Origin of the sequence: Cellulomonas fulva (assembly GCF_018531375.1) — a bacterium.
GTDB lineage: Bacteria > Actinomycetota > Actinomycetes > Actinomycetales > Cellulomonadaceae > Cellulomonas > Cellulomonas fulva.
This window is the reverse complement of sequence record NZ_JAHBOH010000001.1, coordinates 2,676,762-2,700,745: the sequence shown is the minus strand read 5'-3', so window position 1 is coordinate 2,700,745 and position 23,984 is coordinate 2,676,762. Positions and strand designations below refer to the sequence as shown.

Annotated in this window: 23 protein-coding genes and 1 tRNA gene; 4 read left to right on the top strand and 20 right to left on the bottom strand. The window is 75.2% G+C overall.

All coding sequences use genetic code 11. The features are described 5' to 3' along the window. Window positions 1–52 precede the first annotated feature (52 nt). The 12 genes from KIN34_RS12000 to KIN34_RS11945 form a co-directional block, all read right to left on the bottom strand. The gene (locus KIN34_RS12000) at window positions 53–808 is read right to left on the bottom strand and encodes a YebC/PmpR family DNA-binding transcriptional regulator (RefSeq protein WP_214350801.1); all 756 of its coding nucleotides are present in this window, start codon (window positions 806–808) and stop codon (window positions 53–55) included. 7 nt (window positions 809–815) lie between these two features. Further along, entirely contained in the window at window positions 816–1,421 is a 606-nt protein-coding gene (gene pdxT / locus KIN34_RS11995) for a pyridoxal 5'-phosphate synthase glutaminase subunit PdxT (RefSeq protein WP_214350798.1), read from the bottom strand. A 23-nt stretch (window positions 1,422–1,444) separates the two neighbouring features. Next, window positions 1,445–2,629, bottom strand: a complete 1,185-nt coding sequence (locus KIN34_RS11990; protein ID WP_214350795.1) for a pyridoxal phosphate-dependent aminotransferase — start codon at window positions 2,627–2,629, stop codon at window positions 1,445–1,447. 63 nt (window positions 2,630–2,692) lie between these two features. Beyond that, on the bottom strand, window positions 2,693–3,340 hold the full coding sequence (locus KIN34_RS11985; RefSeq protein ID WP_372449556.1) for an NUDIX hydrolase: 648 nt from the start codon (window positions 3,338–3,340) through the stop codon (window positions 2,693–2,695). Next, window positions 3,334–4,260: a pyridoxal 5'-phosphate synthase lyase subunit PdxS gene (gene pdxS, locus KIN34_RS11980; RefSeq protein WP_214350788.1), complete on the bottom strand. Its 927-nt coding sequence runs from the start codon at window positions 4,258–4,260 to the stop codon at window positions 3,334–3,336. Before pdxS ends, KIN34_RS11985 begins: the two co-directional genes overlap by 7 nt. 114 nt (window positions 4,261–4,374) lie before the next feature. Then, complete coding sequence (locus KIN34_RS11975; protein ID WP_214350784.1) at window positions 4,375–5,040, bottom strand: hypothetical protein; 666 nt, start codon at window positions 5,038–5,040, stop codon at window positions 4,375–4,377. Continuing rightward, window positions 5,037–6,233 carry a glycosyltransferase family 4 protein gene (locus tag KIN34_RS11970; protein ID WP_214352080.1) on the bottom strand — a complete coding sequence of 399 codons (1,197 nt, stop codon included), beginning with the start codon at window positions 6,231–6,233 and terminating at the stop codon, window positions 5,037–5,039. Before KIN34_RS11970 ends, KIN34_RS11975 begins: the two co-directional genes overlap by 4 nt. Before the next feature lie 20 nt (window positions 6,234–6,253). Next, window positions 6,254–7,228, bottom strand: coding sequence for a phosphatidylinositol mannoside acyltransferase (locus KIN34_RS11965; protein ID WP_214350781.1), 975 nt, complete (start codon window positions 7,226–7,228; stop codon window positions 6,254–6,256). Beyond that, on the bottom strand, window positions 7,225–7,842 hold the full coding sequence (pgsA, locus tag KIN34_RS11960) for a phosphatidylinositol phosphate synthase (RefSeq protein WP_214350778.1): 618 nt from the start codon (window positions 7,840–7,842) through the stop codon (window positions 7,225–7,227). Before pgsA ends, KIN34_RS11965 begins: the two co-directional genes overlap by 4 nt. Window positions 7,843–7,849: 7 nt before the next feature. Continuing rightward, on the bottom strand, window positions 7,850–8,488 hold the full coding sequence (locus KIN34_RS11955) for an HIT family protein (RefSeq protein ID WP_214352078.1): 639 nt from the start codon (window positions 8,486–8,488) through the stop codon (window positions 7,850–7,852). Between the two features lie 84 nt (window positions 8,489–8,572). Beyond that, on the bottom strand, window positions 8,573–10,675 hold the full coding sequence (gene thrS, locus KIN34_RS11950; protein WP_214350776.1) for a threonine--tRNA ligase: 2,103 nt from the start codon (window positions 10,673–10,675) through the stop codon (window positions 8,573–8,575). A 158-nt stretch (window positions 10,676–10,833) separates the two neighbouring features. After that, window positions 10,834–10,905 (bottom strand) — tRNA-Val (locus tag KIN34_RS11945). 309 nt (window positions 10,906–11,214) lie between these two features. Here KIN34_RS11945 and KIN34_RS11940 point away from each other — a divergent pair. After that, window positions 11,215–11,643: an SsgA family sporulation/cell division regulator gene (locus KIN34_RS11940; RefSeq protein WP_214350774.1), complete on the top strand. Its 429-nt coding sequence runs from the start codon at window positions 11,215–11,217 to the stop codon at window positions 11,641–11,643. Window positions 11,644–11,722: 79 nt separating this feature from the next. On the opposite strand, the gene KIN34_RS11935 is transcribed toward KIN34_RS11940, so the two are convergent. The 5 genes from KIN34_RS11935 to KIN34_RS11915 all read right to left on the bottom strand — a co-directional run bounded on the left by KIN34_RS11935 (window position 11,723) and on the right by KIN34_RS11915 (window position 16,538). Further along, window positions 11,723–12,577 (bottom strand): aminotransferase class IV, encoded by an 855-nt coding sequence (locus KIN34_RS11935; RefSeq protein ID WP_214350772.1) that lies wholly within the window; start codon window positions 12,575–12,577, stop codon window positions 11,723–11,725. A gap of 28 nt (window positions 12,578–12,605) precedes the next feature. Further along, on the bottom strand, window positions 12,606–13,790 hold the full coding sequence (locus KIN34_RS11930) for a chorismate-binding protein (RefSeq protein ID WP_214350770.1): 1,185 nt from the start codon (window positions 13,788–13,790) through the stop codon (window positions 12,606–12,608). Window positions 13,791–13,839: 49 nt separating this feature from the next. After that, window positions 13,840–14,691 carry an NAD(P)H-hydrate dehydratase gene (locus tag KIN34_RS11925; RefSeq protein ID WP_214350768.1) on the bottom strand — a complete coding sequence of 284 codons (852 nt, stop codon included), beginning with the start codon at window positions 14,689–14,691 and terminating at the stop codon, window positions 13,840–13,842. Continuing rightward, window positions 14,684–15,478 (bottom strand): histidine phosphatase family protein, encoded by a 795-nt coding sequence (locus KIN34_RS11920; RefSeq protein ID WP_214350766.1) that lies wholly within the window; start codon window positions 15,476–15,478, stop codon window positions 14,684–14,686. Before KIN34_RS11920 ends, KIN34_RS11925 begins: the two co-directional genes overlap by 8 nt. 79 nt (window positions 15,479–15,557) lie before the next feature. Continuing rightward, window positions 15,558–16,538: a TIGR03557 family F420-dependent LLM class oxidoreductase gene (locus KIN34_RS11915; RefSeq protein ID WP_214350763.1), complete on the bottom strand. Its 981-nt coding sequence runs from the start codon at window positions 16,536–16,538 to the stop codon at window positions 15,558–15,560. A 230-nt stretch (window positions 16,539–16,768) separates the two neighbouring features. Here KIN34_RS11915 and KIN34_RS17170 point away from each other — a divergent pair, with 230 nt between their 5' ends. After that, window positions 16,769–17,818 carry an ANTAR domain-containing protein gene (locus KIN34_RS17170; RefSeq protein WP_214350761.1) on the top strand — a complete coding sequence of 350 codons (1,050 nt, stop codon included), beginning with the start codon at window positions 16,769–16,771 and terminating at the stop codon, window positions 17,816–17,818. 24 nt (window positions 17,819–17,842) lie between these two features. Beyond that, window positions 17,843–19,333 (top strand): ATP-binding SpoIIE family protein phosphatase, encoded by a 1,491-nt coding sequence (locus tag KIN34_RS11905; protein WP_214350759.1) that lies wholly within the window; start codon window positions 17,843–17,845, stop codon window positions 19,331–19,333. Between the two features lie 29 nt (window positions 19,334–19,362). Here the strand turns inward: KIN34_RS11905 and KIN34_RS11900 are convergent, their stop codons facing one another. The 3 genes from KIN34_RS11900 to KIN34_RS11890 all read right to left on the bottom strand — a co-directional run bounded on the left by KIN34_RS11900 (window position 19,363) and on the right by KIN34_RS11890 (window position 22,709). Next, window positions 19,363–19,632 (bottom strand): hypothetical protein, encoded by a 270-nt coding sequence (locus KIN34_RS11900; RefSeq protein WP_214350757.1) that lies wholly within the window; start codon window positions 19,630–19,632, stop codon window positions 19,363–19,365. Between the two features lie 112 nt (window positions 19,633–19,744). Further along, a complete protein-coding gene (locus KIN34_RS11895; RefSeq protein WP_237689095.1) occupies window positions 19,745–21,919 on the bottom strand; it encodes a SpoIIE family protein phosphatase in 2,175 nt (724 codons plus the stop codon). A gap of 100 nt (window positions 21,920–22,019) precedes the next feature. After that, window positions 22,020–22,709, bottom strand: a complete 690-nt coding sequence (locus tag KIN34_RS11890) for an ANTAR domain-containing protein (RefSeq protein ID WP_214350755.1) — start codon at window positions 22,707–22,709, stop codon at window positions 22,020–22,022. 193 nt (window positions 22,710–22,902) lie between these two features. Between KIN34_RS11890 and KIN34_RS11885 the strand changes: the two genes are divergently transcribed. Beyond that, complete coding sequence (locus KIN34_RS11885; protein WP_214350752.1) at window positions 22,903–23,940, top strand: NAD-dependent epimerase/dehydratase family protein; 1,038 nt, start codon at window positions 22,903–22,905, stop codon at window positions 23,938–23,940. Window positions 23,941–23,984 lie beyond the last annotated feature (44 nt).

Here is a 23,984-nt window from a genome sequence, read left to right as displayed (position 1 = left end):
GCACCCGGCGCCCGACGGACGGGGACCGACCCGCCGCCGCGGCGGCGCGCGGTCAGTCGTCCTCGAGCTCCGCCATGACCTCGTCGGACGCGTCGAAGTTCGCGTAGACGTTCTGCACGTCGTCCGAGTCCTCGAGCGCGTCGACGAGGCGGAGGATCTTGCGTGCGCCCTCGGCGTCCACCTCGATCTGGGTGGCCGGCCAGAACACGACGTCCGCGGAGTCGTACTCGATGCCCGCGTCCTGCAGCGCGGTGCGCACGGGGACCAGGTCGGTCGCCTCGCTCAGCACCTCGAACTGCTCGCCGAGGTCGGTGACCTCCTCGCCACCGGCGTCGAGGACCGCCTCCATGACCGCGTCCTCGTCCGTGCCCTCCTTGGGGACGATGACGACGCCCTTGCGGCTGAACAGGTAGGAGACGGAGCCCGGGTCGGCCATCTGGCCGCCGTTGCGCGTGAACGCGACGCGGACGTCGCTCGCGGCGCGGTTGCGGTTGTCCGTCAGGCACTCGACCAGCACCGCGACGCCGCCGGGGCCGTAGCCCTCGTACATGATCGTCTGGTAGTCGGCGCCGCCGGCCTCCTGGCCGGAGCCGCGCTTGAGCGCGCGGTCGATGTTGTCGTTCGGGACCGACGACTTCTTCGCCTTCTGGATCGCGTCGAAGAGCGTCGGGTTGCCCGCGGGGTCACCGCCGCCCGTGCGGGCGGCCACCTCGATGTTCTTGATGAGCTTCGCGAAGAGCTTGCCGCGCTTCGCGTCGATCACGGCCTTCTTGTGCTTCGTGGTGGCCCACTTGGAGTGACCCGACATCGGCTGACTACCCCTGGCTCTGGCGGACGATTTCGACGAACAGGCGGTGCACCCGGGTGTCGCCCGTGACCTCCGGGTGGAACGAGGTGACGAGCAGCGGTCCCTGGCGGACCGCGACGATCCTACCGGCGGCGGGACCCCCCTCGACCCGGCCGACGACGGTCGCCCGGGGACCGACCTCCTCGACCCAGGGCGCGCGGATGAACACCGCGTGCAGCGGGCCGTCGTCGATCCCGTCGATCGTCAGGTCCGTCTCGAACGAGTCGACCTGCCGGCCGAACGCGTTGCGCCGCACCGTCACGTCGACGCCGCCCAGGGTCTGCTGCCCTTCGATGCCGCCCTCGACGCGGTCGGCGAGCAGGATCATCCCCGCGCACGAGCCGTACGCCGGCATGCCGGCCCGCAGCCGCTCGCGCACGGGCTCGAACAGCTCGAAGGCGCGCAGGAGCTTGTCGATCGTCGTCGACTCGCCGCCCGGGATCACCAGGGCGTCCACCGCGTCGAGCTCGCTCACGCGCCGCACGGTGACCGCGCGGGCGCCGACCGTCTCGAGCGCGTGGACGTGCTCGCGCACGTCGCCCTGCAGAGCCAGCACACCCACGACAGTCGTCACGACGTCCGATCCTAGGTCGAGCGTCAGCGCGACGCCGCCGCCCGTCCGGCGCCGCCCGATCCGGCGGCCAGGTGGTCCGCGAGCCGCCCCAGCCCCTCGACCAGCTGCGCCCGGGGTGCGGCGAGGCTGATCCGGACCATGCCCTGAGCCGCCGCGCCGAACGTGCTGCCGGGCGCGACCGCGACGTGACGGTCTGCGAGCAGCGAGCGCGCGAACGCCTCGGTGTCCGGTGTGCCGACGTCGACCATGAGGTAGAACGCACCGTCCGGCTCGACGAAGCGCACGCCCCGTCCCGCCAGGAGCGCGACGGCGGCGTCGCGGCGGTCCCAGTAGGACTCGACGGACTCGTGCACCCACTCCTGGGGACCCTCGAGCGCGGCGAGGGCCGCGCGCTGGCTCGTCGTGGCCGGGCAGGCGACGGTCGCCTCGGCGAGGTGCCCGAACGGCTCGAGCAGGTCGTCGCTCGGCAGGACGACGTAGCCCACGCGCCACCCGGTCATCGCGTAGGTCTTGGACATCGTGTGGAACACGAGCACCCGGCCGTCCACGTCGTGCTGGGCCGGGCTCGTGTGCGGCACGCCGAACGTCACGGACTCGTAGCACTCGTCCGAGAGCACCCACAGGTCGTGGCGGCGCGCGAGCTCGACGAGCGCCGCGACCGTCTCCGCCGGGTACACCGCGCCGGTCGGGTTGTTCGGGCTGCACACGACGAGCGCGCGCGTGCGGTCCGTGATGGCGGCCTCGACGTCGGCGACCAGCGGGACGAACCCCTCCTCGCACCGGGTCCGGTAGGTCCGCGGGACCGCACCGCAGGCGACCGCCGCCATCTCCCAGTTGGGGAACGTCGGGTCCGGCAGCAGCACCTCGTCGCCGGGACCGAGGAGCGTCGCCATGGCCATCGCCAGGCCGTGCATGGCGCCATGGGTCACGACGACCCGAGCCGGGTCCACCCGGACGCCGGAACGTCGGGCCACGCGCGCCGCGGCGGCCGCCCGCAGCTCGGGGAGCCCCAGGCTCGAGGAGTACCCCGTCGCTCCCCGGTCGACCGCGTCGGCGACCGCCTCGACGACGTGCTGCGGGACCAGCGCGTCCGGCTCGCCGATCTCGAGGTGGATCGCCTGCGGGTCCTGCAGCGCCAGCTCCATGAGGGCGCGGATGCCGCTGCGCGGCACGCGCAGGACCGGGGACGTCGACGACGGCGAGGGCATGGACCGACGGTACGCGCACCACGTCACGCGGAGGTTACCGGCCGGTAGCGGCGCCGGTGCGGGTCACTCGTGGGCGAGCCCCAGGTGCCGGACCTGACCGTCCCAGACCGGGAGCAGGGCACGGACCAGGTCGACGAGCCCCTCGGGGAAGACCTCGATCTCGACCGACGCCAGGTCCTCGAGCACCCACCACCGCAGCTCGTCGATCACGTCCTGCTCCAGGGGCGTCCAGCCCGACCGGTCCTCGGCGACGAACGACGACGACGGCACGCGCGCCAGGAAGATCTCCTCGTCCTGCCGGCAGTGCTCCCGCGCGAAGTCGAAGACCGCGGACCGGGTGAGCACGGGCCCCATGACATCGTCCGGGGCCAGGACGATCCCCGACTCCTCGCGCACCTCCCGGATCGCCGCGTCGACCGGCGACTCCCCCGCGTCGATGCCGCCCCCGATCGTGAACCACCACGACCGCTCGGGCTGGTCCGCGTCGTGCCCGCGGATCAGCAGCACGCGGTCGTCCTCGTCGAGCAGGATCACTCGGGCGCCGCGGCGGAACAGGAGCCCGTCCGCGCCCCGGACCCACTCGGCGCCGAGGGCGTGCCCGGGCGCCCCGGCGTCGCCGCTGGCGGCTCCCGCCGGCGGTCCACCGGGGACGACGAGGGCCGCGGGCTGGTCGCCGCCCGCGGCCCCCGTCGGGGCGTCTGGGTTCACCAGCCCCGCTCGGCCAGACGGTGCGGGACGGGCACGTCGTCGACGTTGATGCCGACCATGGCCTCACCGAGACCGCGCGAGACCTTGGCGATCACGTCCGGGTCGTCGTAGAACGTCGTGGCCTTGACCACGGCGGCCGCACGCTCGGCCGGGTTGCCGGACTTGAAGATGCCGGAGCCGACGAAGACGCCCTCCGCACCGAGCTGCATCATCATGGCCGCGTCCGCCGGGGTGGCGATGCCGCCCGCGGTGAACAGCACCACGGGGAGCTTGCCCGCGACGGCGACCTCCTTGACGAGCTCGTACGGCGCCTGCAGCTCCTTCGCCGCGAGGTAGAGCTCGTCCTCGGGCAGCGACGACAGGCGGCGGATCTCGTCCCGCAGCGTGCGCATGTGCGTGGTCGCGTTCGAGACGTCGCCGGTGCCGGCCTCGCCCTTCGAGCGGATCATCGCCGCACCCTCGGTGATGCGGCGCAGCGCCTCACCCAGGTTGGTCGCGCCGCAGACGAAGGGGACGGTGAACGCCCACTTGTCGATGTGGTGCGCGTAGTCGGCCGGGGTCAGGACCTCGGACTCGTCGACGTAGTCGACGCCGAGGCTCTGCAGCACCTGCGCCTCGACGAAGTGGCCGATGCGCGCCTTGGCCATGACCGGGATCGAGACGGCCTCGATGATGCCGTCGATCAGGTCGGGGTCGCTCATGCGGGCGACGCCGCCCTGGGACCGGATGTCCGCCGGGACGCGCTCGAGCGCCATGACGGCCACGGCACCGGCGTCCTCGGCGATCTTCGCCTGCTCCGCGGTGACGACGTCCATGATGACGCCGCCCTTCAGCATCTCCGCCATGCCGCGCTTGACGCGCGCGGTGCCGATGACGCCGGCGGCGTCGCTCGTCGGGGTGGGCTGGCTGTTCTCGCTGGTCACGTCGAGCCTCGCAGAAGTTCGTGCGGTCGGGAGGGCCGCGCGCCCCGGGTGCTCGGCGGGCGGCCCGAACCTCGTCATCCTAGTGCGTGCGCCCGCGGGTCCCGACGGGTCGTCTCAGCCCACGCCCGGCCGGGGCAGGGCGTCCGGCCACGCGTCGTCGAGCTCGAGCGTGCGCGGCTCGGGCGCGTGGCCCGCGAGCCGCAGCGCCCGCACCAGGAGGCCGCGGCGCACGTCCTGCGTCTGCATCACGGCCTCGTTGTGGAACCGGCGCGCGAGCTCCACGCGGTACCAGGCCCAGCTGAGCGCGTCGACGAGCTCGGCACCCGCCTCGCTCGCGCACAGCGCGGCGACCTCGTCCGGGTCGTCGAGCACCGCGCGCAGGGTCCCGCTCAGCTCGCTCTCCACCCGGCCGCGCTCCTCGACCTGCTCGGGCACGGAGCCCGAGGTCGGCGAGGAGAGCGCACGGTCGCGGGGGTCCCGCGGGTCGGCGAGCAGCAGCGCGACCAGCTCGGCGGGCGCGTCCGAGCGGCCCCCGTCCTCGCTGGCGAGGGCGCCCCAGGCGGCTTCGCCGATCAGCACCGAGCTCACCGGGTCGAGCAGGCCGGACGTCGCGAGCTCGGCCGCGACCGTGGCACGCCGCACCAGCTGGGTCTCCACGACGCTGCGCGACGCCCCGACCTTGCGGTGCAGCCGGTCCAGGCGCGACGCCGCGACCCAGACGGTCCAGCCCAGGAGCGCGAGGACGAGCACGACGACGACCGCGACCTCCGACCACGTCATCGGCTCTCCCCCCGGCCCCGCCGCAGCTCCATCAGGCGCGCCCCGCGCAGCGACGACGGGTCCTCGCCGACCGGCGCGCTGCCGCCCTCGACCGCCATCTCGTAGACGGCGAGCACCTGGTCCGTGACGGCGGACCAGTCGTACCGCCGCACCACCGCGTGCGCGCGCTCGACGACGGTCCCCCGCAGCGCCGGGTCGGGCAGCACCCGCAGCAGCGTGCGCGCCAGGTCGCCCGCGTCGCCGGTCCGGAACAGGACGCCGGCCGCGCCGTCGTCGAGCACCCGCGAGAACGCCCCGAGGTCGCTCGCGACCACGGCGGCGCCCGCGCTCATCGCCTCGACCAGCACGATCCCGAAGCTCTCGCCCCCGGTCTGCGGCGCGACGTAGACGTCGACCGACGCGAGCAGCCGCGCCTTGTCCTCGTCGGACACGCCGCCCAGGAACTCGACGGCGCCCGCGCGCTCGCCCAGGAGCTCGCGCGCCTGCTCCTGCCCGCTGTCGCCGCGCCCCGCGACCAGGAACCGCGCACCCGGGATCGCGTCGAGCACCTGCCCGACCGCGCCCAGGAGCACCGGCAGCCCCTTGCGCGTCTCGTCGAGCCGGCCGAGGAACGCGATCGTCGGCGCCTGCGCGGTGCCGACCCACCGCTCGTCGGGCTCCGCCGCCTCAAACGCGTCCACGTACACGCCGTTCGGGATCACGACGGCGTCCCCGCCCAGGTGGTCGACGAGCGTGCGGCGGGCGTCCTCGGAGACGGCGATCCGTGCGGAGATCTTCTCGAGCGACTGCCGGACCAGCGGGAACGCGACCTGCAACGAGCGCGAGCGCACGGTCGAGGTGTGGAAGGTCGCGACGATCGGGCCGTCCGCGATCCACAGCGCGAGCATCGACAGGCTCGGCGTCACCGGCTCGTGCAGGTGCAGGACGTCGAACGCGCCGGCGGCGAGCCACTTGCGCGTCCGGGCCGCCGTCACCGGACCGAACGTCAGGCGCGCGACCGAGCCGTTGTAGCGCACCGGGACCGCGCGGCCGGCGGCCGTCAGGTAGTCCGGGACCGGCGTCTCGTCGTCGGCCGGCGCCAGGACCGAGACCTCGTGCCCGCGGGACAGCAGCTCCTCCGCGAGGTCCCGGACGTGGAACTGCACGCCGCCGGGCACGTCGAACGAGTACGGGCACACGATCCCGACGCGCAGCGGACGGTCGGTCGTCGGCGTCACGAGACACCCCGCGTGTCGGTCTCCCCCGCCCGTGCGCGCGTCTGCGCGTACCGCACCGGGTCGAGGTCCTCGACGAAGACGCGCTGCAGCATGTGCCAGTCCTGCGCACGCTGCGCGATCCCCGCCGCGAGCTGGTCGACCCAGGCCTGGGTCAGTGCCGCCACCCGCTCGCCGCGCGGCACGTCGTCGGGCAGCGGGGGCACGGGCACGAAGTCGATCCGGATCCCCCACGGCGAGCCGGCCGCGCGCCGGCGCGCGCCCCGCAGGCGCTCGTACGTGATCACCGTCGTGAGCAGCGGCGCGTCCGCGGTCAGCGCGAGCGCGGCCGGCCCCGCGGCCACGCGGGCACGGCGACCGAACAGGTCCACCTCGACGCCCTTGGCGGTCAGGTCGCGGTCCGCGAGCAGCGGCACGAGGACGGGTCCGTCGCGCACCTCCCGGACGAGCCGGCGGAACACGTCCTGGTCGCCCAGCGCCAGGATCTTCAGCCCGATGCTCTCCCGGAACCGCAGGAACTCCTCGAACACCTCGGGCGGCTCGAGCCGCTCCGCCACGGTCGTGACGGGCGCGACGTTGCGCTGGGCCCACGCCCCCGCGAGGTCCCAGTTGCCGAGGTGGCCGAGCGCCAGGACCACCCCGCGCCCCTCGCCCGTCAGCCGGGTCACGTGCTCCAGCCCGACGGCGCGCACGCGCGCGTCGATCTGCTCCGGGGCCACCGAGGACAACGTGAACGCCTCGCCGAAGTAGCGCAGGTAGGAGCGCATGCCGGCGCGCGCCAGTCGCCGGACGCCCCGCACGTCGAGGTCCGGCCGCACGCGGGCCAGGTTCGCCTCGAGCCGGTCCACGCCGCCGCGGCGCAGCGCCCACGTCACGTCGGCGCCCAGGTTGCCCGCACCACGCACCAGCCAGCCGGGCAGGCGGCCCGCGTGCCGCCAGGCGAACGCGTACAGGCGCGCGGTGTCGACCTTCACGCCGCGCCCTCCGGCGGCAGCGCCTGCCGCCGGACCATCGCCATCCGCTGCACCACCGTGATCGCCGAGGCGACCGCCAGCAGCGCGAGCACGACGGTGAGGACGACCGCGGGCAGGCCGAACCCGACGAGGCCGGTGGCCGTGAGCACCAGCAGCAGGCGGTCGGCCCGCTCGGCGATGCCGCCCGAGGCCGTCATGCCGAGCCCCTCGGCGCGGGCCCGCGCATACGGCACCACCGAGCCGAGGATCAGGCAGGCCAGCGCGAGCGAGCCCGCGAGCCGGTCTGCCCCGTCGCCGAAGAACCACAGCACCAGGCCGCCGAAGATCGCGGCGTCGCCGAACCGGTCGAGCGTCGAGTCGAGGAACGCGCCCCAGGGGCCGGAGCGGCCCGCCCGACGCGCCATGACGCCGTCGAGCGAGTCCGTCAGCGCGAACAGCGCGATCACGAGCGTGCCGACGAGCAGGTGCCCGGTCGGGAACGCCCACAGGGCCGTGACCACCACGACGAGCGTGCCGGTGATGGTCACCGCGTCGGGCGACACGCCCCGGCGCAGCAGGGCGTCGGCCACCGGGGTGAACAGGCGCGTCATCGCCCCGCGGAGTCGGTTCAGCACGCCTCGATCATCCCTTCGTCGGTCCGGTCGCCCCGGTCGGCTCGCCGCCGGCGCCCTCGGCACCGTCCGGTCGCGCGCTCGTCGACGCTCCCCCGGGCCACGCCGCCGCGAGCCGGGCCCGCGTCTGCGACAGGAGCTCGGGCAGCGCACGGCTGCGGGCGACCACGGGCAGGAAGTTCGCGTCACCGCTCCACCGCGGCACCACGTGCTGGTGCAGGTGCGCCGCGATGCCGGCGCCCGCCACCTCGCCCTGGTTCATGCCCAGGTTGAAGCCGTGCGGACCGGACACCTCGCGCAGCACGCGCATCGCGGTCCGCGTGAGCTCGGCGACCTCGCGCACCTCGTCGTCGGTCAGGTCCGTGTAGTCGGCCACGTGGCGGTAGGGGCAGACCAGCAGGTGCCCCGAGTTGTAGGGGTACAGGTTGAGCACGACGAACGCGACCTCGCCGCGGGCGACGACCAGGCCGGCCTCGTCCGGCTGCGTCGGGATGCGGCAGAAGGGGCACCCCGGGCCGGCCTCCTGGTCCGGGGGCTTGTTCTCGCCGCCGATGTAGGCCATCCGGTGCGGCGTCCACAGCCGCTGGAACCCGTCCGGCGCACCCGCGAACGCCGCCGCGTCCTCGACCGCGGGGCTCGGTGCGTCCAGGCTCGGCGCGTCCGGGCTCGGCGCGTCCGGGCTCGGACCGTCCAGGACTTGCCCCGCTGCGTCGTCGTGCTCGTCGGACACGCGTCAGACCTGCGCGTGCTCGCGGACCGCGGCAACGATGCGCTCGACCGCCTCCGCGACCGGAACGCCGTTGTCCTGGCGCCCGTCGCGGTACCGGAAGGACACGGCGCCGGCGTCGGCGTCCTCGCCCCCCGCGATCAGCACGAAGGGCACCTTCTGCGTGCTCGCGTTGCGGATCTTCTTGGCGAACCGGTCGTCGGACCGGTCGACCTCGGCACGGATGCCCTGCGCCCGGAGCTGGGCGACCACGTCGTCCAGGTAGGGCTCGAACGGCTCCGCGACCGGCACCGCGAGGACCTGCACGGGAGCGAGCCAGGCCGGGAAGGCGCCCGCGTAGTGCTCCGTGAGGACCGCGAAGAACCGCTCGATCGAGCCGAACAGCGCGCGGTGGATCATCACCGGGCGCTGCCGCGACCCGTCGGGCGCGGTGTACTCGAGCTCGAAGAGCTCGGGCAGGTTGAAGTCGAGCTGGATCGTCGACATCTGCCACGTCCGGCCGATCGCGTCCTTGGCCTGGACCGAGATCTTGGGGCCGTAGAACGCCGCACCGCCCGGGTCCGGCACCAGGTCGAGCCCGGACTCGGTGGCGACCTGCCGCAGCGTCTCGGTCGCCTCCTCCCAGACCGCGTCGTCGCCGACGAACTTCTCGGGGTTCTTGGTGGACAGCTCGAGGTAGAAGTCGTCGAGCCCGTAGTCCTTGAGCAGGTCCAGCACGAAGGTGAGCAGGCTCGTCAGCTCCGCCTTCATCTGGTCCTTGGTGCAGTAGATGTGCGCGTCGTCCTGCGTGAAGCCGCGCGCGCGGGTCATGCCGTGCACCACGCCGGACTTCTCGTACCGGTACACCGTGCCGAACTCGAACAGCCGCAGGGGCAGCTCGCGGTAGGAGCGGCCGCGGGCGCGGTAGACGAGGTTGTGCATGGGGCAGTTCATCGGCTTGAGGTAGTAGTTCTGCCCCTGCCGCTTGACGTTGCCGTCCTCGTCGCGCTCCTCGTCGAGCTGCATGGGCGGGTACATGCCGTCCGCGTACCAGTCCAGGTGGCCGCTGATCTGGTACAGCCGCTCCTTGGTGATGTGCGGGGTGTTGACGAACGAGTACCCCGCCTCGACGTGCCGGCGGCGCGAGTACTCCTCCATCTCCATCCGGATGATCCCGCCCTTGGGGTGGAACACCGACAGGCCCGAGCCGATCTCGTCGGGGAACGAGAACAGGTCGAGCTCGGTGCCCAGGCGGCGGTGGTCCCGCCGCTCGGCCTCGGCGACCCGGTCGAGGTAGGCCTTGAGCTCGTCCTTGGTGGGCCACGCGGTGCCGTAGACGCGCTGCAGCTGCGGGTTCTTCTCGCTGCCGCGCCAGTACGCCGCCGCCGAGCGCGTCAGCTGGAACCCGTTGCCGAGCACCTTGGTGCTCGGGACGTGGGGACCGCGGCACAGGTCCTGCCAGACCACGGTCTCGCTCTCGCGGCCCGCGCCGCGCACGTTCTGGTAGATCGACAGCCCGCCCAGGCCGACCTCGACGTCCGCGCCGTCGGCCGCGCCCGGGTCGCCCTTGAGGCCGATCAGCTCGAGCTTGTACGGCTCGTCGGCGAGGACCTCGCGCGCCTCCGCCTCCGTCACGTCCCAGCGACGGAAGGTCTGCCCCTCGCGGACGATGCGGCTCATGACCTTCTCGAGCGCGCGCAGGTCCTCGGGGGTGAACGGGGTCTCGACGTCGAAGTCGTAGTAGAAGCCGTCGGTGATCGGCGGGCCGATCCCGAGCCGCGCGGACGGGTTCACCTCCTGGACCGCCTGCGCGAGGACGTGCGCCGCGCTGTGGCGGAGCACCGCGAGCCCGTCGGGCTCGTGCACGCTCACCGGCTCGACGACCTTCGCGCCGTCCGGGAGCGGGAGCGCCAGGTCGCGGAGCTCGCCGTCCACGCGCACGACGACGACGTCCTTGCGGTCGCCGAACAGCTGCGTCCCCGTCGTCCCGGCCTCCACCGTGGTCGCGGTTCCGTCGACGGTGAGGGCGATCTGCTCGGGCACGGCGTGGTGGCCTTCCTCGGTGGTGGCACCCGCCGTCCGGCGGGACCCGTCGATGCTACCCGTGACCTGCTCGCCGGCCTCGCGCATTGCTCTGCCGTCGCCTGCCGTCGCCTGCCGTCGTCTGCCGTCGTCCCCATCGGCTCCGGCGTCCCCGGGACCCCGAGGACGACGAAGGCCGGCCCCGTTCCGGGACCGGCCTGCGTGGCGTGCCGTGCGACGTGCTGGTCGGCCTGGGCCGACGCGGGTGGGCGATACTGGGTTCGAACCAGTGACCTCCTCGGTGTGAACGAGGCGCTCTACCACTGAGCCAATCGCCCGCGAGCCACCCGTGGGCGGCGCTGACGAGGATGCTACTGGCCCGGGAGCCGATTGGCGAAACCGCGCCACGGATCGCGCCAGAAGTTCGCCGGAGGGCTCAAGCCGTCGCCCCGAGCGACCGATACGTCCTGCATGGGTCACTCGTGCGAGTCCGTCACCGCGCGCCCCCGAGGCGCCGTGGAGCGCTTACCGGCCCCCTGGGCGCGGTCACAAGGCCTCCCAGCGGGTGAACCTGTGTCCCGGACCGGTCCAATCGGGCACCTCCGCTGCCATGATGGGACCAACAGCCCAACGAGAGGGGGGACCCGATGACGCATTCGTCGTATGACGTCGTCGAGGTCGTCGCCATGCAGCTCATCGGGAGCGACGCCAGCGTCATCCCCGTCAGTGCCGAGCTGTCCTTCCGGACCTCCGACCCGTACACCGTGCGCGCGGTCTTCACCGGCCCGCACACGATGTCGACCTGGCTGATCGGCCGCGAGCTGCTCTCGATGGGCATGCACGCCTCGGCCGACGCGCCTGCCGGAAGTGGTGACGTCCAGGTGTGGCGGGACGAGGACCCCGACTACGCCCTCGTGTCGCTCAGCGGGGTCGAGGGCAGCGCGCTGCTCGCCGCCCCCTCCGAGCCCGTCGTCCGGTTCCTGGCAGCCACCGAGTCCCTCGTCCCGCTGGGCGAGGAGAGCGACCGGATGGAGACGGAGATCTCGGCGTTCATCGCCGCTCTCCTCACCGCCTGACCCGACCACCTGACGACCGGTTCCGTCATCGCCGACGGGGCCGGTCGTTCGCGTTGCCGCGGGGCTGCCGCGGCCACGCTCACGGGTCGACGTCGTCGGCCGCGCGGGCGCGGTAGACCTCGACCGCCGCGCGGGTCAGCTCTCCCACCGCGACCGGGTGCTCGTCGAGCTCCACCACGGGCGAGACCGTCCGGATCGACCCCGTGAGCGCCAGGTGCGCGCGACCGTCGAGGACGTCGTCCAGCACGTCGTAGGTCAGCTCCCCCGGACGGCCCTCCCGCACCGGCAGGCCGGCGTCCCGTCCCCACTCCAGGAGCAGCTCGCGCGTGATGCCGGCCAGGCAGCCGCTCGACAGCGGGGGCGTCACGAGCTCGTCGTGCTGCTCGACCACGACGTTGGACGCGGTGCCCTCGCACAGCTCGCCCACCGTGTTGGCCAGCAGCGCCTCGTCGGCCCCGCGCCCGCGCGCGGCCGCCAGGGCGACCACGTTCTCGGCGTACGACGTCGTCTTGAGCCCCGCGACCGCCGACCGCTCGTTGCGCACCCAGGGCACCCGGACGGCACGGCTCGACGAGGACGGCGTGGCCGGCCCGGCCAGCACGAGCACCGTGAGCCGCTGGTCGGCGAGCCGGTCCGAGCCGAGCGGCCCCGTGCCGCCGGTGCAGGTGATGCGCAGGCGCCCCGCGTCGGGCAGCGCGGCGAGCACCTGTGCGACCGCGTCGCGGAGGAGCTGCTCGTCGGGGACGGGCAGGCCCAGGCCTGCGGCCGAGCGCTCGAGCCGGCGCAGGTGGCGGGTGAGGGCGAAGGCCTGTCCGCGCTCGACGGCGCAGGTCTCGAACACGCCGTCCCCGACCGTCAGGCCGTGGTCGACCGCCGACACGACGGGATCACCGGGGGCGTGCAGGCGGCCGTCCGCCCAGATCACGACGCTCATGGTCGCAGTCTGGCACCCCGGCCCCGGCTCACCGCGGTGCCTCGCTGCGCTCGTCCGGCCCGCCGGTCCCGTCCGGCTGCGCCGCATCCTCCACGCGGGCACCCGGCGTCGAGGCGAGCCCGACGAGCCGCGCGGCCTTGAGCTCGGTCTCGGCCCACTCCGCGGCGGCGTCGCTCGCCCACGTGATGCCGGCGCCGGTCCCGAACCGCAACGTCCCCGCGCCCTCGTCGTCCGCGGTCCACCAGAACGTGCGGATGCCCACCGCGAGCTCGGCCCGGACCGCACCGTCCGGCGCGACGTGCGCCCAGCCGACGAGCCCGCAGTACGGTCCGCGGGGCACGGGCTCGAGCCGGTCGACGAGCGTGAGCGCCGACGACTTCGGCGCGCCGGACACGGATCCCGGCGGGTACGCGGCCGCGAGGACCTGCGCGAGGGCGTCGGGTGCGCGCAGCACCGCGGGCGTCAGGCGCCCGCGGACGGTCGACACCAGGTGCACCAGACCGGGGTGGTGCTCGACCCCGAGCAGCGTCGTGACCTCGACCGTCCCCGGCCGGCACACCCGCTGCAGGTCGTTGCGGACCAGGTCGGTGATCATGACGTTCTCCGCCGCGTCCTTCGGGCTCAGGCCCTCGGGCGTGCGCGCGGTGCCCTTGATGGGGGCCGAGGTCACGACGTCGTCCTCGAGGCGCAGGAACAGCTCCGGCGACGCCGTGACGACCCAGACGCCCTCCTCCTCGCGGCCGGCGGGGACGTGGACGTAGCCCGCGAAGGGCGCCGGGTTGCCGACCGCCAGCGCGTCCGCGAGCGCCGCAGGGTCCGGCTCGGCGGCCACGCCGCCCAGCGGTGCGCTCAGGACGCGGCAGAGGTTGGCCTGGTAGACGTCGCCCTCGCGCACGGCGTCGCGCACCGCCTCGACGGCGGCGACGTACTGCGCCCGCGAGAGGGAGGACCGCCAGGCGTCGCGCGCCGGCCCCCGCCACGTGGTCGCCGCGCGTGCCGCGACGGCGGGGTCGAGCTGGTCGGACCGCTCGTCGGACCGCTCGTCGGACCGCTCGGCGAACCGCCACGCGCGGACGCGGCCCTCGAAGTCGCCGACGAGGGCCCACCAGCCGGGCGTGGCCAGCGCGTCCGGGCGCGTACCGAGGTCGACGCTCTCGACGAGACCGCGCAGGCTCACGCCGGCGAAGCGGGCGCGGGCGGGGCTGGCGGGCACGTGCCCACGCTAGCCAGCCGCCGCGGACCGGGTGCGCGCGGTCCGCGGGTCAGGTCCGCAGTTCCGTGAGCACCGCGGGCAGCTCGTCGACGAGCTCGCGTGCCAGGTACCCCACCTGGCCCACGCGCGCCGCGAGGCGGTCCCCCGCGGTGCCGTGCAGGGCGACCGCCCAGCACGCCGCCTGCTCGGGCGCGGCGCCTGCGGCGAGCAGGCCGGCGACGGCGCCCGCGAGCACGTCGCCGCTGCCGGAGGTGCCCAGGCCGGTGGTCCCGCTCGCCGACGTCCAGGCGCGGCCGTCGGGCGCCGCGACGGCACCGTCCAGCGCGACGACGGCGCCGTACCGCGCGGCGATGCCCTGGGCCGTGGGCTCGTCGTCGTCGTCGACGAGCCGCCGTGCCTCGGCGCCGTTGGGGGTGAGCACCACGGTCCCGCCGCGTGCGCGCACCTGCTCGCGCAAGCGGGGCAGCACCCCGAGCGCGAACGCGTCGAGCACCACCGGCACGCCGGGCTCGAGCCCTCCGAGCACCGCGCCCACGAGCGCGTGGGTCCCGTCCGGCTCGTCCAGACCGGGTCCGACGAGCACGGCGTCGGCCCGGCCGAGCTCGTCGGCGAACCCGTCACCGGGACCGGTGGGCGAGCCCGTCGGGGACTCGGGCAGCGCGAGCACCCCGGCCTCGGGCGTCGCCACGGCGACCGCGACCGCGACCGAGCTCGTCACCGCGAGCGTGAGCCGGCCCGCGCCGACCCGCAGCGCCGCCACCCCGGCCAGCACGCTCGCGCCCGGGGTGGCGCGCGCGCCGCCGACCACCAGCACGGCGCCGCGTTGGTCCTTCCCGCCCTCGGGGCGGGGCAGCGGCCACTCCCGCAGGGCCTGCGGCGTCAGCGGAGCCGGGTCAGCCACGGGCACGCTCCTCCGCGCCGACCGCGCCCGCGCCGACCGCGCCCGCGTCGTCCGCCCGGCCGCCGCGTGCGGTCGCCGCGTGGTCCCCGGTCGGCTCGTCGAGCACGGCGAGGTGGTCCACGGCCGCGAAGGACGGGGTGGACCACTGGTCGTCGTCCCGACGCATGGTCGTCACGGAGGCGTTGCGCACCCCGGACCGCCGCGACAGGTCGAGCACCTCCCGCTCGGTGAGGTGCTCCAGCACGTAGCGCAGCAGGACGATCACCGCGTCGTGCGCGACGACCATGAGCGGCGCGTCCGGCGCGGCCTCGACGTCGCGCACGAGGGACCGCAGGCGGAGCGCCACGTCCGCCCACGACTCCCCGCCGGCGGGCCGGTGGTAGAACTTCCCGAGCCGTGCGCGCAGCTCCGCCTCGAGCGGGAACCGCTCCTGCACCCCGCGCACCGTCAGTCGGTCCAGCACCCCGAGCTCGCGGTCGCGGAGCCGCTCGTCCCGCTCGACCGGCAGGTCCAGCCCGGCGGCGGCCAGCGCCCGCTCCGTGGTCTCCACCGCGCGCACGTACGGCGAGCACCACACGGCGCGGGGCCGCTCCTCGACGGGCAGTGCCGCGAGCCACGGTCCGATCGCGTCCGCCTGCGCGCGTCCGAGCTCCGACAGCGGGGTGTCGGCGTCGCGGGTCGCGAGCTCCAGCTCCTCGGCGCCTGCCCGCTCGGCCTCCCGCGCCGCGACGTTCCCGACGCTCTCCCCGTGCCGGACCAGCAGCAGCACCCGCGGCCCGCCGCTCATGACGACCCGACGACGTCGGGCGCCACGTCGTCGCGCGCGCGCACGGCACCCGAGGCGCCCGGGGCACCGTGGGACGGGCTCACGGGGCTGCCTCGCGCAGCCGGGCGAGCAACGGCTCGGCCGCCTCGTCGAGGAACCTCTGCTGCTGCTCGTCGCCCACCTGGACGATCGCCACGTCGGTGAACCCGGCCTCCCAGTACGGCCGGACGGCCTCGACGACCGCGTCCAGGTCCGGCCCGCACGGGATCTGCTCGGCGACGTCCTCCGGCCGGACGAACTGCGACGCGGCCGCGAACGCCTCGGTCGTGGGCAGGTCGGCGTTCACCTTCCACCCGCCCGCGAACCAGCGGAACTGCTCGTGGGCGCGTCGCACCGCGGCCTCGCGGTCGGGGTCCCAGGAGATCGGGATCTGGCCGATCTTGCGGGACAGCGGGGCGCCCGCCGGACGCGCCTCGTCCCAGCCGGCGACCAGCTCGGCCGAGGGCTCGACCGCGACGAGGTGGTCCGCGAGCGGCGCGAACCGGGAGACCGACTGGTCGCCCGAGACGGCGACGCCGATCTGCACCGGCTCGTCGGGCAGGTCCCACAACCGCGCGGAGTCGACGCGGAACCACTCGCCCTCCCACGTGGTCCGCTCGCCCGTGAGCAGCTCGCGGATGACGTGCAGCCCTTCCTCCAGCAGGTCGTGCCGCTCGCCGACGGCGGGCCAGCGCTCCCCCACGACGTGCTCGTTGAGGTTCTCGCCGGCGCCCAGGTTCAGGAGGAACCGGCCGCCCGAGAGCGCACCGAGCGTCGCGGCCTTCTGCGCCACGACCGCCGGGTGGTAGCGCATGGTCGGGCAGGTCACGTACGTCATGAGCTCGACGCTGGAGGTCGCCTGGCTCACCGCGCCCAGCAGCGCCCACGCGTACGGGGCGTGGCCCTGCTCGTCGACCCAGGGGAAGTAGTGGTCGCTCGAGACCTCGAAGTCGAAGCCCAGCTCCTCGGCGCGCCGGGCGTAGCCCACCAGCTCGCGCGGACCCGACTGCTCCGTCATCAGCGTGTACCCGAAACGTGTCATGCCTCACGTTCACACGAGGCGCGGGGCGCCGCACCCGGATGCGGCGTGGCGCCACCCGCGCGCACGCCGCCCTCGAGCCCGCCGGCCTGGAAACCCGTCCGGCGGCCCCGCGCTCACCGGGCCGGGCAGGCGGCGCCGCACTATCGTTCAGGCACGGTGACGAGCACCGCCGACGGGTTGAGACGACAGCCCGGTTGACCGCGGCTCGCGTGACCGTGCTGGAGGCAAGGGTGTCCGACGCGACCGTCCCGCAGGTGGGGCGCTTCGCCTACACCGTCGGTGCAGACCGCTGGTGGTGGTCCGACGAGATGTTCGCGCTGCACGCGATCCCTGCCGGGGGCGTCGTGCCCTCGCGTGAGGTGCTGCTGAGCCACGTCGGTGAGCAGGACCGGGACGCCGTGCGGACGGCCCTCACGACCGTCGAGCAGGGCGGCGGTCCGTTCACGGTCTGGTACGACCTCCTGGACCTCGCGGGTGAGCCGCGCGAGGTGGTGCTGTGCGGCGCGGCCGACCGGCGCGACGGCACCGTGCTCGTGAGCGGCTTCCTGGTCGACACGCTGCCGGTGGAGCGCGACCGCGTGGACCGTCGCGTGAGCGCCGGCCTGCGCCAGGCCGTCGCGTCCCACTCCACGATCGACCAGGCGAAGGGCGCACTGATGCTGGTCTACGGCATCGACGCGCAGACCGCGTTCGACCTGCTCCGGTGGTGCTCCCAGCACCAGAACGTCCGCGTCGCCACGCTCGCCGAGCGGTTGATCGCAGCGGTCTGCTCGAGCGGCGGCCTTCCCCCGCAGACGCGCGCGCTGATGGACGAGGTCGTCTTCCAGTCGTTCGCGGACGAGACCACGCCCGTCGGGAACGACGAGGGCGAGCTGCACCTGCGGACGGTCCTGCAGCACGGGGTCCCGACGATCGTCGCGAGCGGGCCCGTCGACCTGGCGACCGCTGGGACGCTCACGGCGGCCATCGAGGTGCTCGGCGCCGAGGGCGGCACCGGGGGCGACGTCGTGATCGACCTGCGGGAGGTCTCGCACGTCGGCTCGGCCGGGGTGTCCGCGCTCGCGTCGGTCGCGCGGCGGATCCGCACGCGCGGCGGCCGGCTGCGCGTCGTCGTGGCCCCGGACAGCACCCTGCTCCTCGCCGCCGGGCACCACCTCGACGTCCAAGTGGTGCGTGACGTCGACGACGATCCGCGGCGCGCTCGCCGCGAGCAGGCCGGCGACGCCGGGCACCGCGACCCGGACAACTCGCCCGACGGCGCCTCAGCGGTGTCCCCCTGACCTGAGTCGTGCGACCCTCAGCGCATGGGGACGCGAGGAGCTGAGACCGGCGAGGCCTCGCCTGGCGTGGCACGGACCTCTGCCGACGTCACGGCGCTGTCCCTGCAGCGCGCCCTCCTCCCCTCGAGCGTGCCCCTCCTGCAGGACGTCGACCTGGCGGCGGCGTACCGCGTCGCGGGCGACGAGCAGTCCGCGGGCGGCGACTGGTTCGACGCCAGCCTCGCCCCCGACGGGCGCCTCTGGCTGAGCGTGGGCGACGTCGTCGGCCACGGCATCGAGGCGGCTGCGGCCATGTGCCAGATGCGCGCGATCTTCGCGGCCCGGAGTCTCGACGGCGCCACCCTCGGCGAGGCGCTGGCCTCGCTCGACCGGTACTCGCACGTCGCCGCCGGGACCTTCGCGACGACGGTGTGCACCGCGGTGCTCGACCCCGCGACCGGGGAGCTGGAGTACGTGACGCGCGGTCACCCGGCCCCGCTCGTCGTCGGGCCCCGCGGCGCGCGGCTCCTGCCCTCGACGCAGGGCGACCCGATCGGGCTGGGCGGCGACCGCGTCGGCCGCGCGACGCTGGCCGCGGACGAGGCGATCCTGCTGTTCACCGACGGAGCCGTGGAGCGGCCCGGGCGCCCGCTCGACGCCGGGCTGCGCGCGCTGCAGGACGCCGTCGTCGCGGCGCACCGCGACGAGGCGGCCCCGGGTGGGACGGCCGAGCGCGTCTGCCGCCGGGTCGTGGGCGCCGCCGGTGGCACGGCCCGCGACGACGCGACGGCGCTCTGCGCGGCGCGCCGGGAGCCGTTCCCGGACCTGGAGCTCGTGATCCCCGCCGACCCCGGGCGCCTCGGCCAGGTGCGCCAGGCCGTCGGCGGGTGGCTGGAGCGGCTGGGCCTGCCGGCGCAGGAGCGCACGCTCCTGGTGCTCGCGGCGAGCGAGGCCGCGGCGAACAGCATCGAGCACGGCTACCAGGGCGGTGGGACCGGCGACGTCACCGTGACGGCTCGCGTGCGGGGGGTGACCATCCACCTGGAGGTGCGCGACGAGGGGCGCTGGCGGCGCCCGACTCGGGACCCGGGCGACCGCGGCCGCGGCCTGGCCATGATCGCCTCCGGTGGCGCCCGGCTGAGCGTGACGAGCGGCGCGTCCGGCACGCGCACCCGCGTGGACGTCGACGCGCGCCGTTCGGTGCCCGTGGGCGGACCTGCCATCCCCGTGGCTCTTCCCGGCGACGGCACGGTCGACGCGGCCGACGGGATCGTCCGGATCCGGGGCTCCTTCGACGACGAGGCGACGGTCGCCGCGCTCGAGCACGCCCTGCGACGTCAGTCGCGCGGCGCGTCGAGCCCGGTGACCGTCGACATCGACCCGAGCACCTTCCTCGGGAGCGGTGCCGTGCGCGCCCTGGCTCGCGCCGCCCGCGAGGGCGCTGCCGGCGGCGGGGCCGTCGACATCGTCGTGCCGCGCAGCACGTCCGCCGCGCTGACGCTGGAGCTGTCGCGGACCCCGACGACGGAGACCTGAGCACCCGGAGCCCAGGTGCTCAGCGGCGGTCAGCGCTGCGCGAGCTCGAAGAACGGCGCCGCGGCGTCGACGTCGGCGGGCCGGACGAACGCGAGCGAGTCGCGCTCGAACACCTCGAACCACCGCGCCCACGTCGTCGGCACGGCGCCCTCACCGCTCGGCCCGGCCGGGAACACGACCGCCGGCACGCCGTCCTCGTGCCTGCCGAGCGAGGCGATCAGCGCAGGCGTGCCGCCGCGGGCCTCGACCCACGTCCGGATCTCGTCGTGGTCGGTGGTCGACCTGCTGGCGTCGGACACGCGGTCCTCCCGTCGTCGTGGGTGCCGCGCGCGGTCCGCTGCCGGCCCGACCATGCTCGCGCGGTCGCACGGGACGCGCACGCCGGGGCGCGCGGTGCCCCGCAGCCGTGGGTCAGGCCGGGTGCTGCGGACCCAGGTGCACCGCGAGCACGGCGATGTCGTCGGCGGGCTCGCGGTCCCCGACGCAGCGCGCCAGGACGCCGTCGACCAAGGCGGCGACGTCGATGGATCCCACCGCCGGGCTCGTCCCGTCGGTGCCCGGACGGGGCCGCCCGTCCGCACCCGCACACGCCTCCCGCCAGGCCTCGCCCACCGCCGCCAGCAGCCGGCCGATGCCCCGCTCCAGGTGCTCGCCCCGGCGCTCCACGAGGCCGTCGGTGTAGAGCAGCAGCACCGAGCCGCGCGGCACCTCGCGCTCGCTGTCCGTCCGCGTCGCGGCGACGTCCAGCCCGAGCACCAGCTCGGGCCGGGGCGCCACCAGCTGCTCGACCGTGCCGTCGGGCAGCACCAGGAGCGGGGGCAGGTGACCCGCGTTGGTCCACCGCACGGTCGTCGTCGCCGCGGACCGCTGCCGGTCGCACTGCTCCAGCCGCGCCACCACCGCGGTCGCCATGGCGCCCACGTGCAGCGCCTCGGCCGCCGAGTCGAGCCCGCGCAGGATCTGGGCGGGTGTGCCGTCGGTGGTGTGCGCGATGCCGCGCAGCAGCGTGCGCAGCTGGCTCATGGCCGCGGCCGCCGGCGTGTCGTGGCCCATGACGTCGCCGATCGCCAGGACGGTCGAGCCCGACGGCTGGACGAACGCGTCGTACCAGTCCCCGCCCACCTGCGCGGCCTCGCTCGCGGCGACGTAGCGCACGACGACCTCGAGGTCGTCGGGCTGCGCCGGTGCCGACAGCAGGGACCGCTGCAGGCCGACGGCGATCTCCCGCTGCCGCTCGTAGAGCCGGGCGTTGTCCAGCGCCATGCCCGCCCGGTCGGCGAGCTGCGTCAGCAGGGTCAGGTCCTCGGTGCCGAGGTCGGGCCCGTCGTCGAGGAACACCGTGATGGCGCCGAGCGTGCGGCCACGGGCGCGCATCGGCACGGCGTAGGCCATCCGCGGGGCGAGATCGCGCAGCAGGTCGCGCGCGTCGCCGGTCAGGACCCGGGCGATCGCCTCGGTGGCGTCGGGCACGGCCACGGTCTCGCCCGTCCGCAGCGCGCGGAACAGGTACGACGACGGGGCCAGCGCGTCCATCCGCAGCTCGGCGTACCGGGTCACCGTGGCGCGCAGCCGCGGGTCGACGTGCCAGCTCGCGAGGTCGCGCAGGTGCCGCTGGTCCTCCGACATCGTGACCAGGCACCACGTGCCGAACGCGGGGACGAGGTGGCGCGCGAGCCGGGCCACGGCGTCGTGCGTGTCCAGCGTCGACGTCAGGTCGTCGCCCAGGTCCGCCAGGAGAGCGAGCCGGCGTGACGACGCCTCGGCCGCGTCGCGCGCCGCCCGTGCCTCGTCCTGCGCCGCGCGCCGGTCGGTCACGTCGTTGAAGTAGACGGACAGCCCGTCGGGTCCCGGCCACGCGCGGACCTCGTACCAGCGGTCGAGCGGCGCCGGGTAGTACTCCTCGAACCGGCGCGGCTCGCCGTCCGCCACCGCGCCGCGGTAGCTCTCCTCGAACATCGTCCCGACCGCGTCCGGGAACAGCTCCCACACGATCCCGCCGAGGAGCGCCTCCCGCGGTCGGTCCAGCATCCGTGCCGCCGCCGAGTTGACGTAGACGAACCGCCAGTCCGCGTCGAGCAGGAAGAACGCGGACGGCATGGTCTCGAGGACGCGCTGGATGCGCGCGTCGGAGTCCCGCTCGCTCGTCGTGTCGTACGCCGCCCCCAGGAGCCGGACCGCGCGACCGTCGGCGCCCGCGAGCGCGACGCCGCGGGCCCGGACCCAGCGCTGGCGTCCGTCGGGCCGCACGACGCGGTACTCCGCGAGGTACTGCCCGCACGTCTCGACGGCCACGCCGATCGCCTCGTTGACGCGGTCGAGGTCGTCCGGGTGCAGCGCGGCGTCGAACGCCTCGATCGTCCCGGCGAAGTCCTCCCGCGCGATCCCGAATATCTCGAGCAGCTGGTCGTCCCACTCGAGGCGCCCGCTGACCAGGTCCCAGTCGAAGCTCCCGACGCCGCCCGCGGCCACGGCGAGCTGCCACCGCAGGCGGTCGGTCTCGTACCGCGCGGCGAGCGCCGCGAGCTCGGCGTCGACGTCGTCGCCGTCCTGCGCGCCCGTCAGCCCGGGGATGGACTTCTCGGTCAACGTCCACCTCCTGGCCCGGCCGGGTTCCCTCGGGACGAACCATAGGCGCGTGAGGCAGGTCCGTGCGTCCGGGTCCCCGGTTCGGCGTACGACGAGCCGGTCACCCGGCGGGCCGCTCGGGGCCCGGCGCACGCGCCGGGCGGTCGCCGCCGTCGCCGGGCGACCCGGGCCCGGACAGCAGCCGCCGCAGCCACGGCTCGATCTCCCCCGGTGCGACGCCGGCGGCCTCGGCCACCACGTGCCGGGCGAGCATGCGCAACGGCACCGCGTTGCGGATCGCCGCCTCCCGGAGCAGGTCGAAGCTCATCTCGGCGTCCGTGCCGAACGCGGCCGTCACCACGCCCTTCGCCTGGTCGATGGTCTCCCGGACCCGCACCTCCTCGGCGATCCGCGGGTCGACGGGCGCGAGCTCAGCGGGCAGGCGTGCGTGGCCCAGGTCGATGACGTAGCCGTCCACGACCAGGCTCGCCGAGCCCGCGGGCTCGTTCTCGAGCGCGCCGACGACGACGGCGTCGAACGGCTGCCGGTGGCGGTCGACCATCTCCAGCCCGACCAGCACGGGCTCGTCCCGGCGCCGCCAGCGCTCGAACGACTCGTCCCAGCGGTGCCGGCAGCCCGGGCGCGTGTGCTCGAGCACGAGCGCCGAGGACGGCACGACCTCGTCGGCCGCGTAGCCCAGGACGCGGTACAGGCCGTCGCTCCACCACCACCGGTCGCGGAGCAGGTCGACCACGAACCGCCCACCCGTCAGCGCGTCGTGCCGGACCGGCTCGGTCGCAGGTGCTGCCATGACCGCTTCCCCACGTCGATGTGGTGCCGAGGCCGCTTCCTGACCCGGGGTGACAGTAAGCCGGGAGGTGCACCCGGGCAAACCGCGACGCGCGAGGGGCGCCACCGGGATGCAGGACACCGGGAGCGCACCGATAGTGAGTGCACCACGCGAGGCGCGTCCGGCGTCCCGTCCGAGCTCGAGGAGGCGCGGGATGAGGGTCGCGGTCACCGGCTGCACCGGCAACGTCGGCACGGCCCTCCTGCGCCGGCTGCGCGACGAGCCGGCGGTGAGCTCGGTCGTCGGCGTCGCCCGGCGCGTGCCCCGGCGTGCCGTGCCGGCGCCGTACGACGCGGTCGACCGGTGGGTGGCCTGCGACGTGGCCGCGCCCGACGCGGCGTCCCGCCTCGCCGCCGCGTTCGACGGCGCCGACGCGGTGGTCCACCTCGCGTGGGCGATCCAGCCCAGCCACGACCGCGAGCGGCTCCGCGCGACCAACGTGGACGGCACGCGCGCGGTCCTCGCCGCCGCGGAGTCCGCGGGGGTCGCCCACGTGGTGGCCGCCTCGTCGGTGGGGACCTACGCGGCGGTCGGCGACGACGAGCCGCGCACCGAGGCCTGGGCGTCCACCGGCATCCCGACCTCGAGCTACAGTTCCGACAAGGCCGCCGTCGAGCGTCTGCTCGACGAGGGCGCCGGCCGCGGTCGGCCCGTGGCCCGCGTGCGCTCGGCACTGGTGTTCCAGCGCGGCGCCGGCGCCGAGGTGGGGCGCCTCTTCCTGGGACCGCTGGTGCCGAAGGCGCTCCTGCGCGGCCCGTTGCCCGTGCTGCCCTGGCCCGCCGGGCTACGGCTGCAGGCGGTGCACGCGGACGACCTCGCCGACGCCTACGTGCGGATCCTGACCCAGCGTGCGACCGGCGCCTTCAACGTCGCGGGAGACGGCGTCCTGCGGGCCGACGACGTCGCGGAGGTGCTGCGGGCGCCAGGGGTGCTGCCCGTGCCGCCCGGCGCGCTGCGCGTGGCGCTCGACGCCGCGTGGCGCGCCCGGCTCGCCGTGGTCGGACCGGGCTGGCTCGACATGGCCACCGGCGCGCCGGTCATGGACACCGCGCGCGTGCGCCAGGAGCTCGGCTGGCTCCCCCGGCGCACCGGCCGCGAGGCCCTCGCCGAGGTGCTCGACGGTCTCGCGACGGGTGCCGGCACGGCCAGCCGGCCGCTGCACCCGCGCCGCCGCCTGCTCGGCGCGTCCTGAGCGCGCACGCCCGGCCGCCGCACGTCGTCCGCGCAGCGGCCGGG

Coding starts and splice junctions, on each gene's coding strand:
- KIN34_RS11990 (WP_214350795.1), bottom strand. CDS start 2,629: ATGCCCTCGCCGTCGTCGACGTCCCCGGTCCTGCGCGTGCCGCGCAGC.
- KIN34_RS11915 (WP_214350763.1), bottom strand. CDS start 16,538: ATGACACGTTTCGGGTACACGCTGATGACGGAGCAGTCGGGTCCGCGC.
- KIN34_RS11890 (WP_214350755.1), bottom strand. CDS start 22,709: ATGGCAGCACCTGCGACCGAGCCGGTCCGGCACGACGCGCTGACGGGT.
- KIN34_RS11975 (WP_214350784.1), bottom strand. CDS start 5,040: ATGACGTGGTCGGAGGTCGCGGTCGTCGTCGTGCTCGTCCTCGCGCTC.
- KIN34_RS11885 (WP_214350752.1), top strand. CDS start 22,903: ATGAGGGTCGCGGTCACCGGCTGCACCGGCAACGTCGGCACGGCCCTC.
- KIN34_RS12000 (WP_214350801.1), bottom strand. CDS start 808: ATGTCGGGTCACTCCAAGTGGGCCACCACGAAGCACAAGAAGGCCGTG.
- thrS (WP_214350776.1), bottom strand. CDS start 10,675: ATGCGCGAGGCCGGCGAGCAGGTCACGGGTAGCATCGACGGGTCCCGC.
- KIN34_RS11920 (WP_214350766.1), bottom strand. CDS start 15,478: ATGAGCGGCGGGCCGCGGGTGCTGCTGCTGGTCCGGCACGGGGAGAGC.
- KIN34_RS11935 (WP_214350772.1), bottom strand. CDS start 12,577: ATGAGCGTCGTGATCTGGGCGGACGGCCGCCTGCACGCCCCCGGTGAT.
- KIN34_RS11905 (WP_214350759.1), top strand. CDS start 17,843: ATGGGGACGCGAGGAGCTGAGACCGGCGAGGCCTCGCCTGGCGTGGCA.
- KIN34_RS11940 (WP_214350774.1), top strand. CDS start 11,215: ATGACGCATTCGTCGTATGACGTCGTCGAGGTCGTCGCCATGCAGCTC.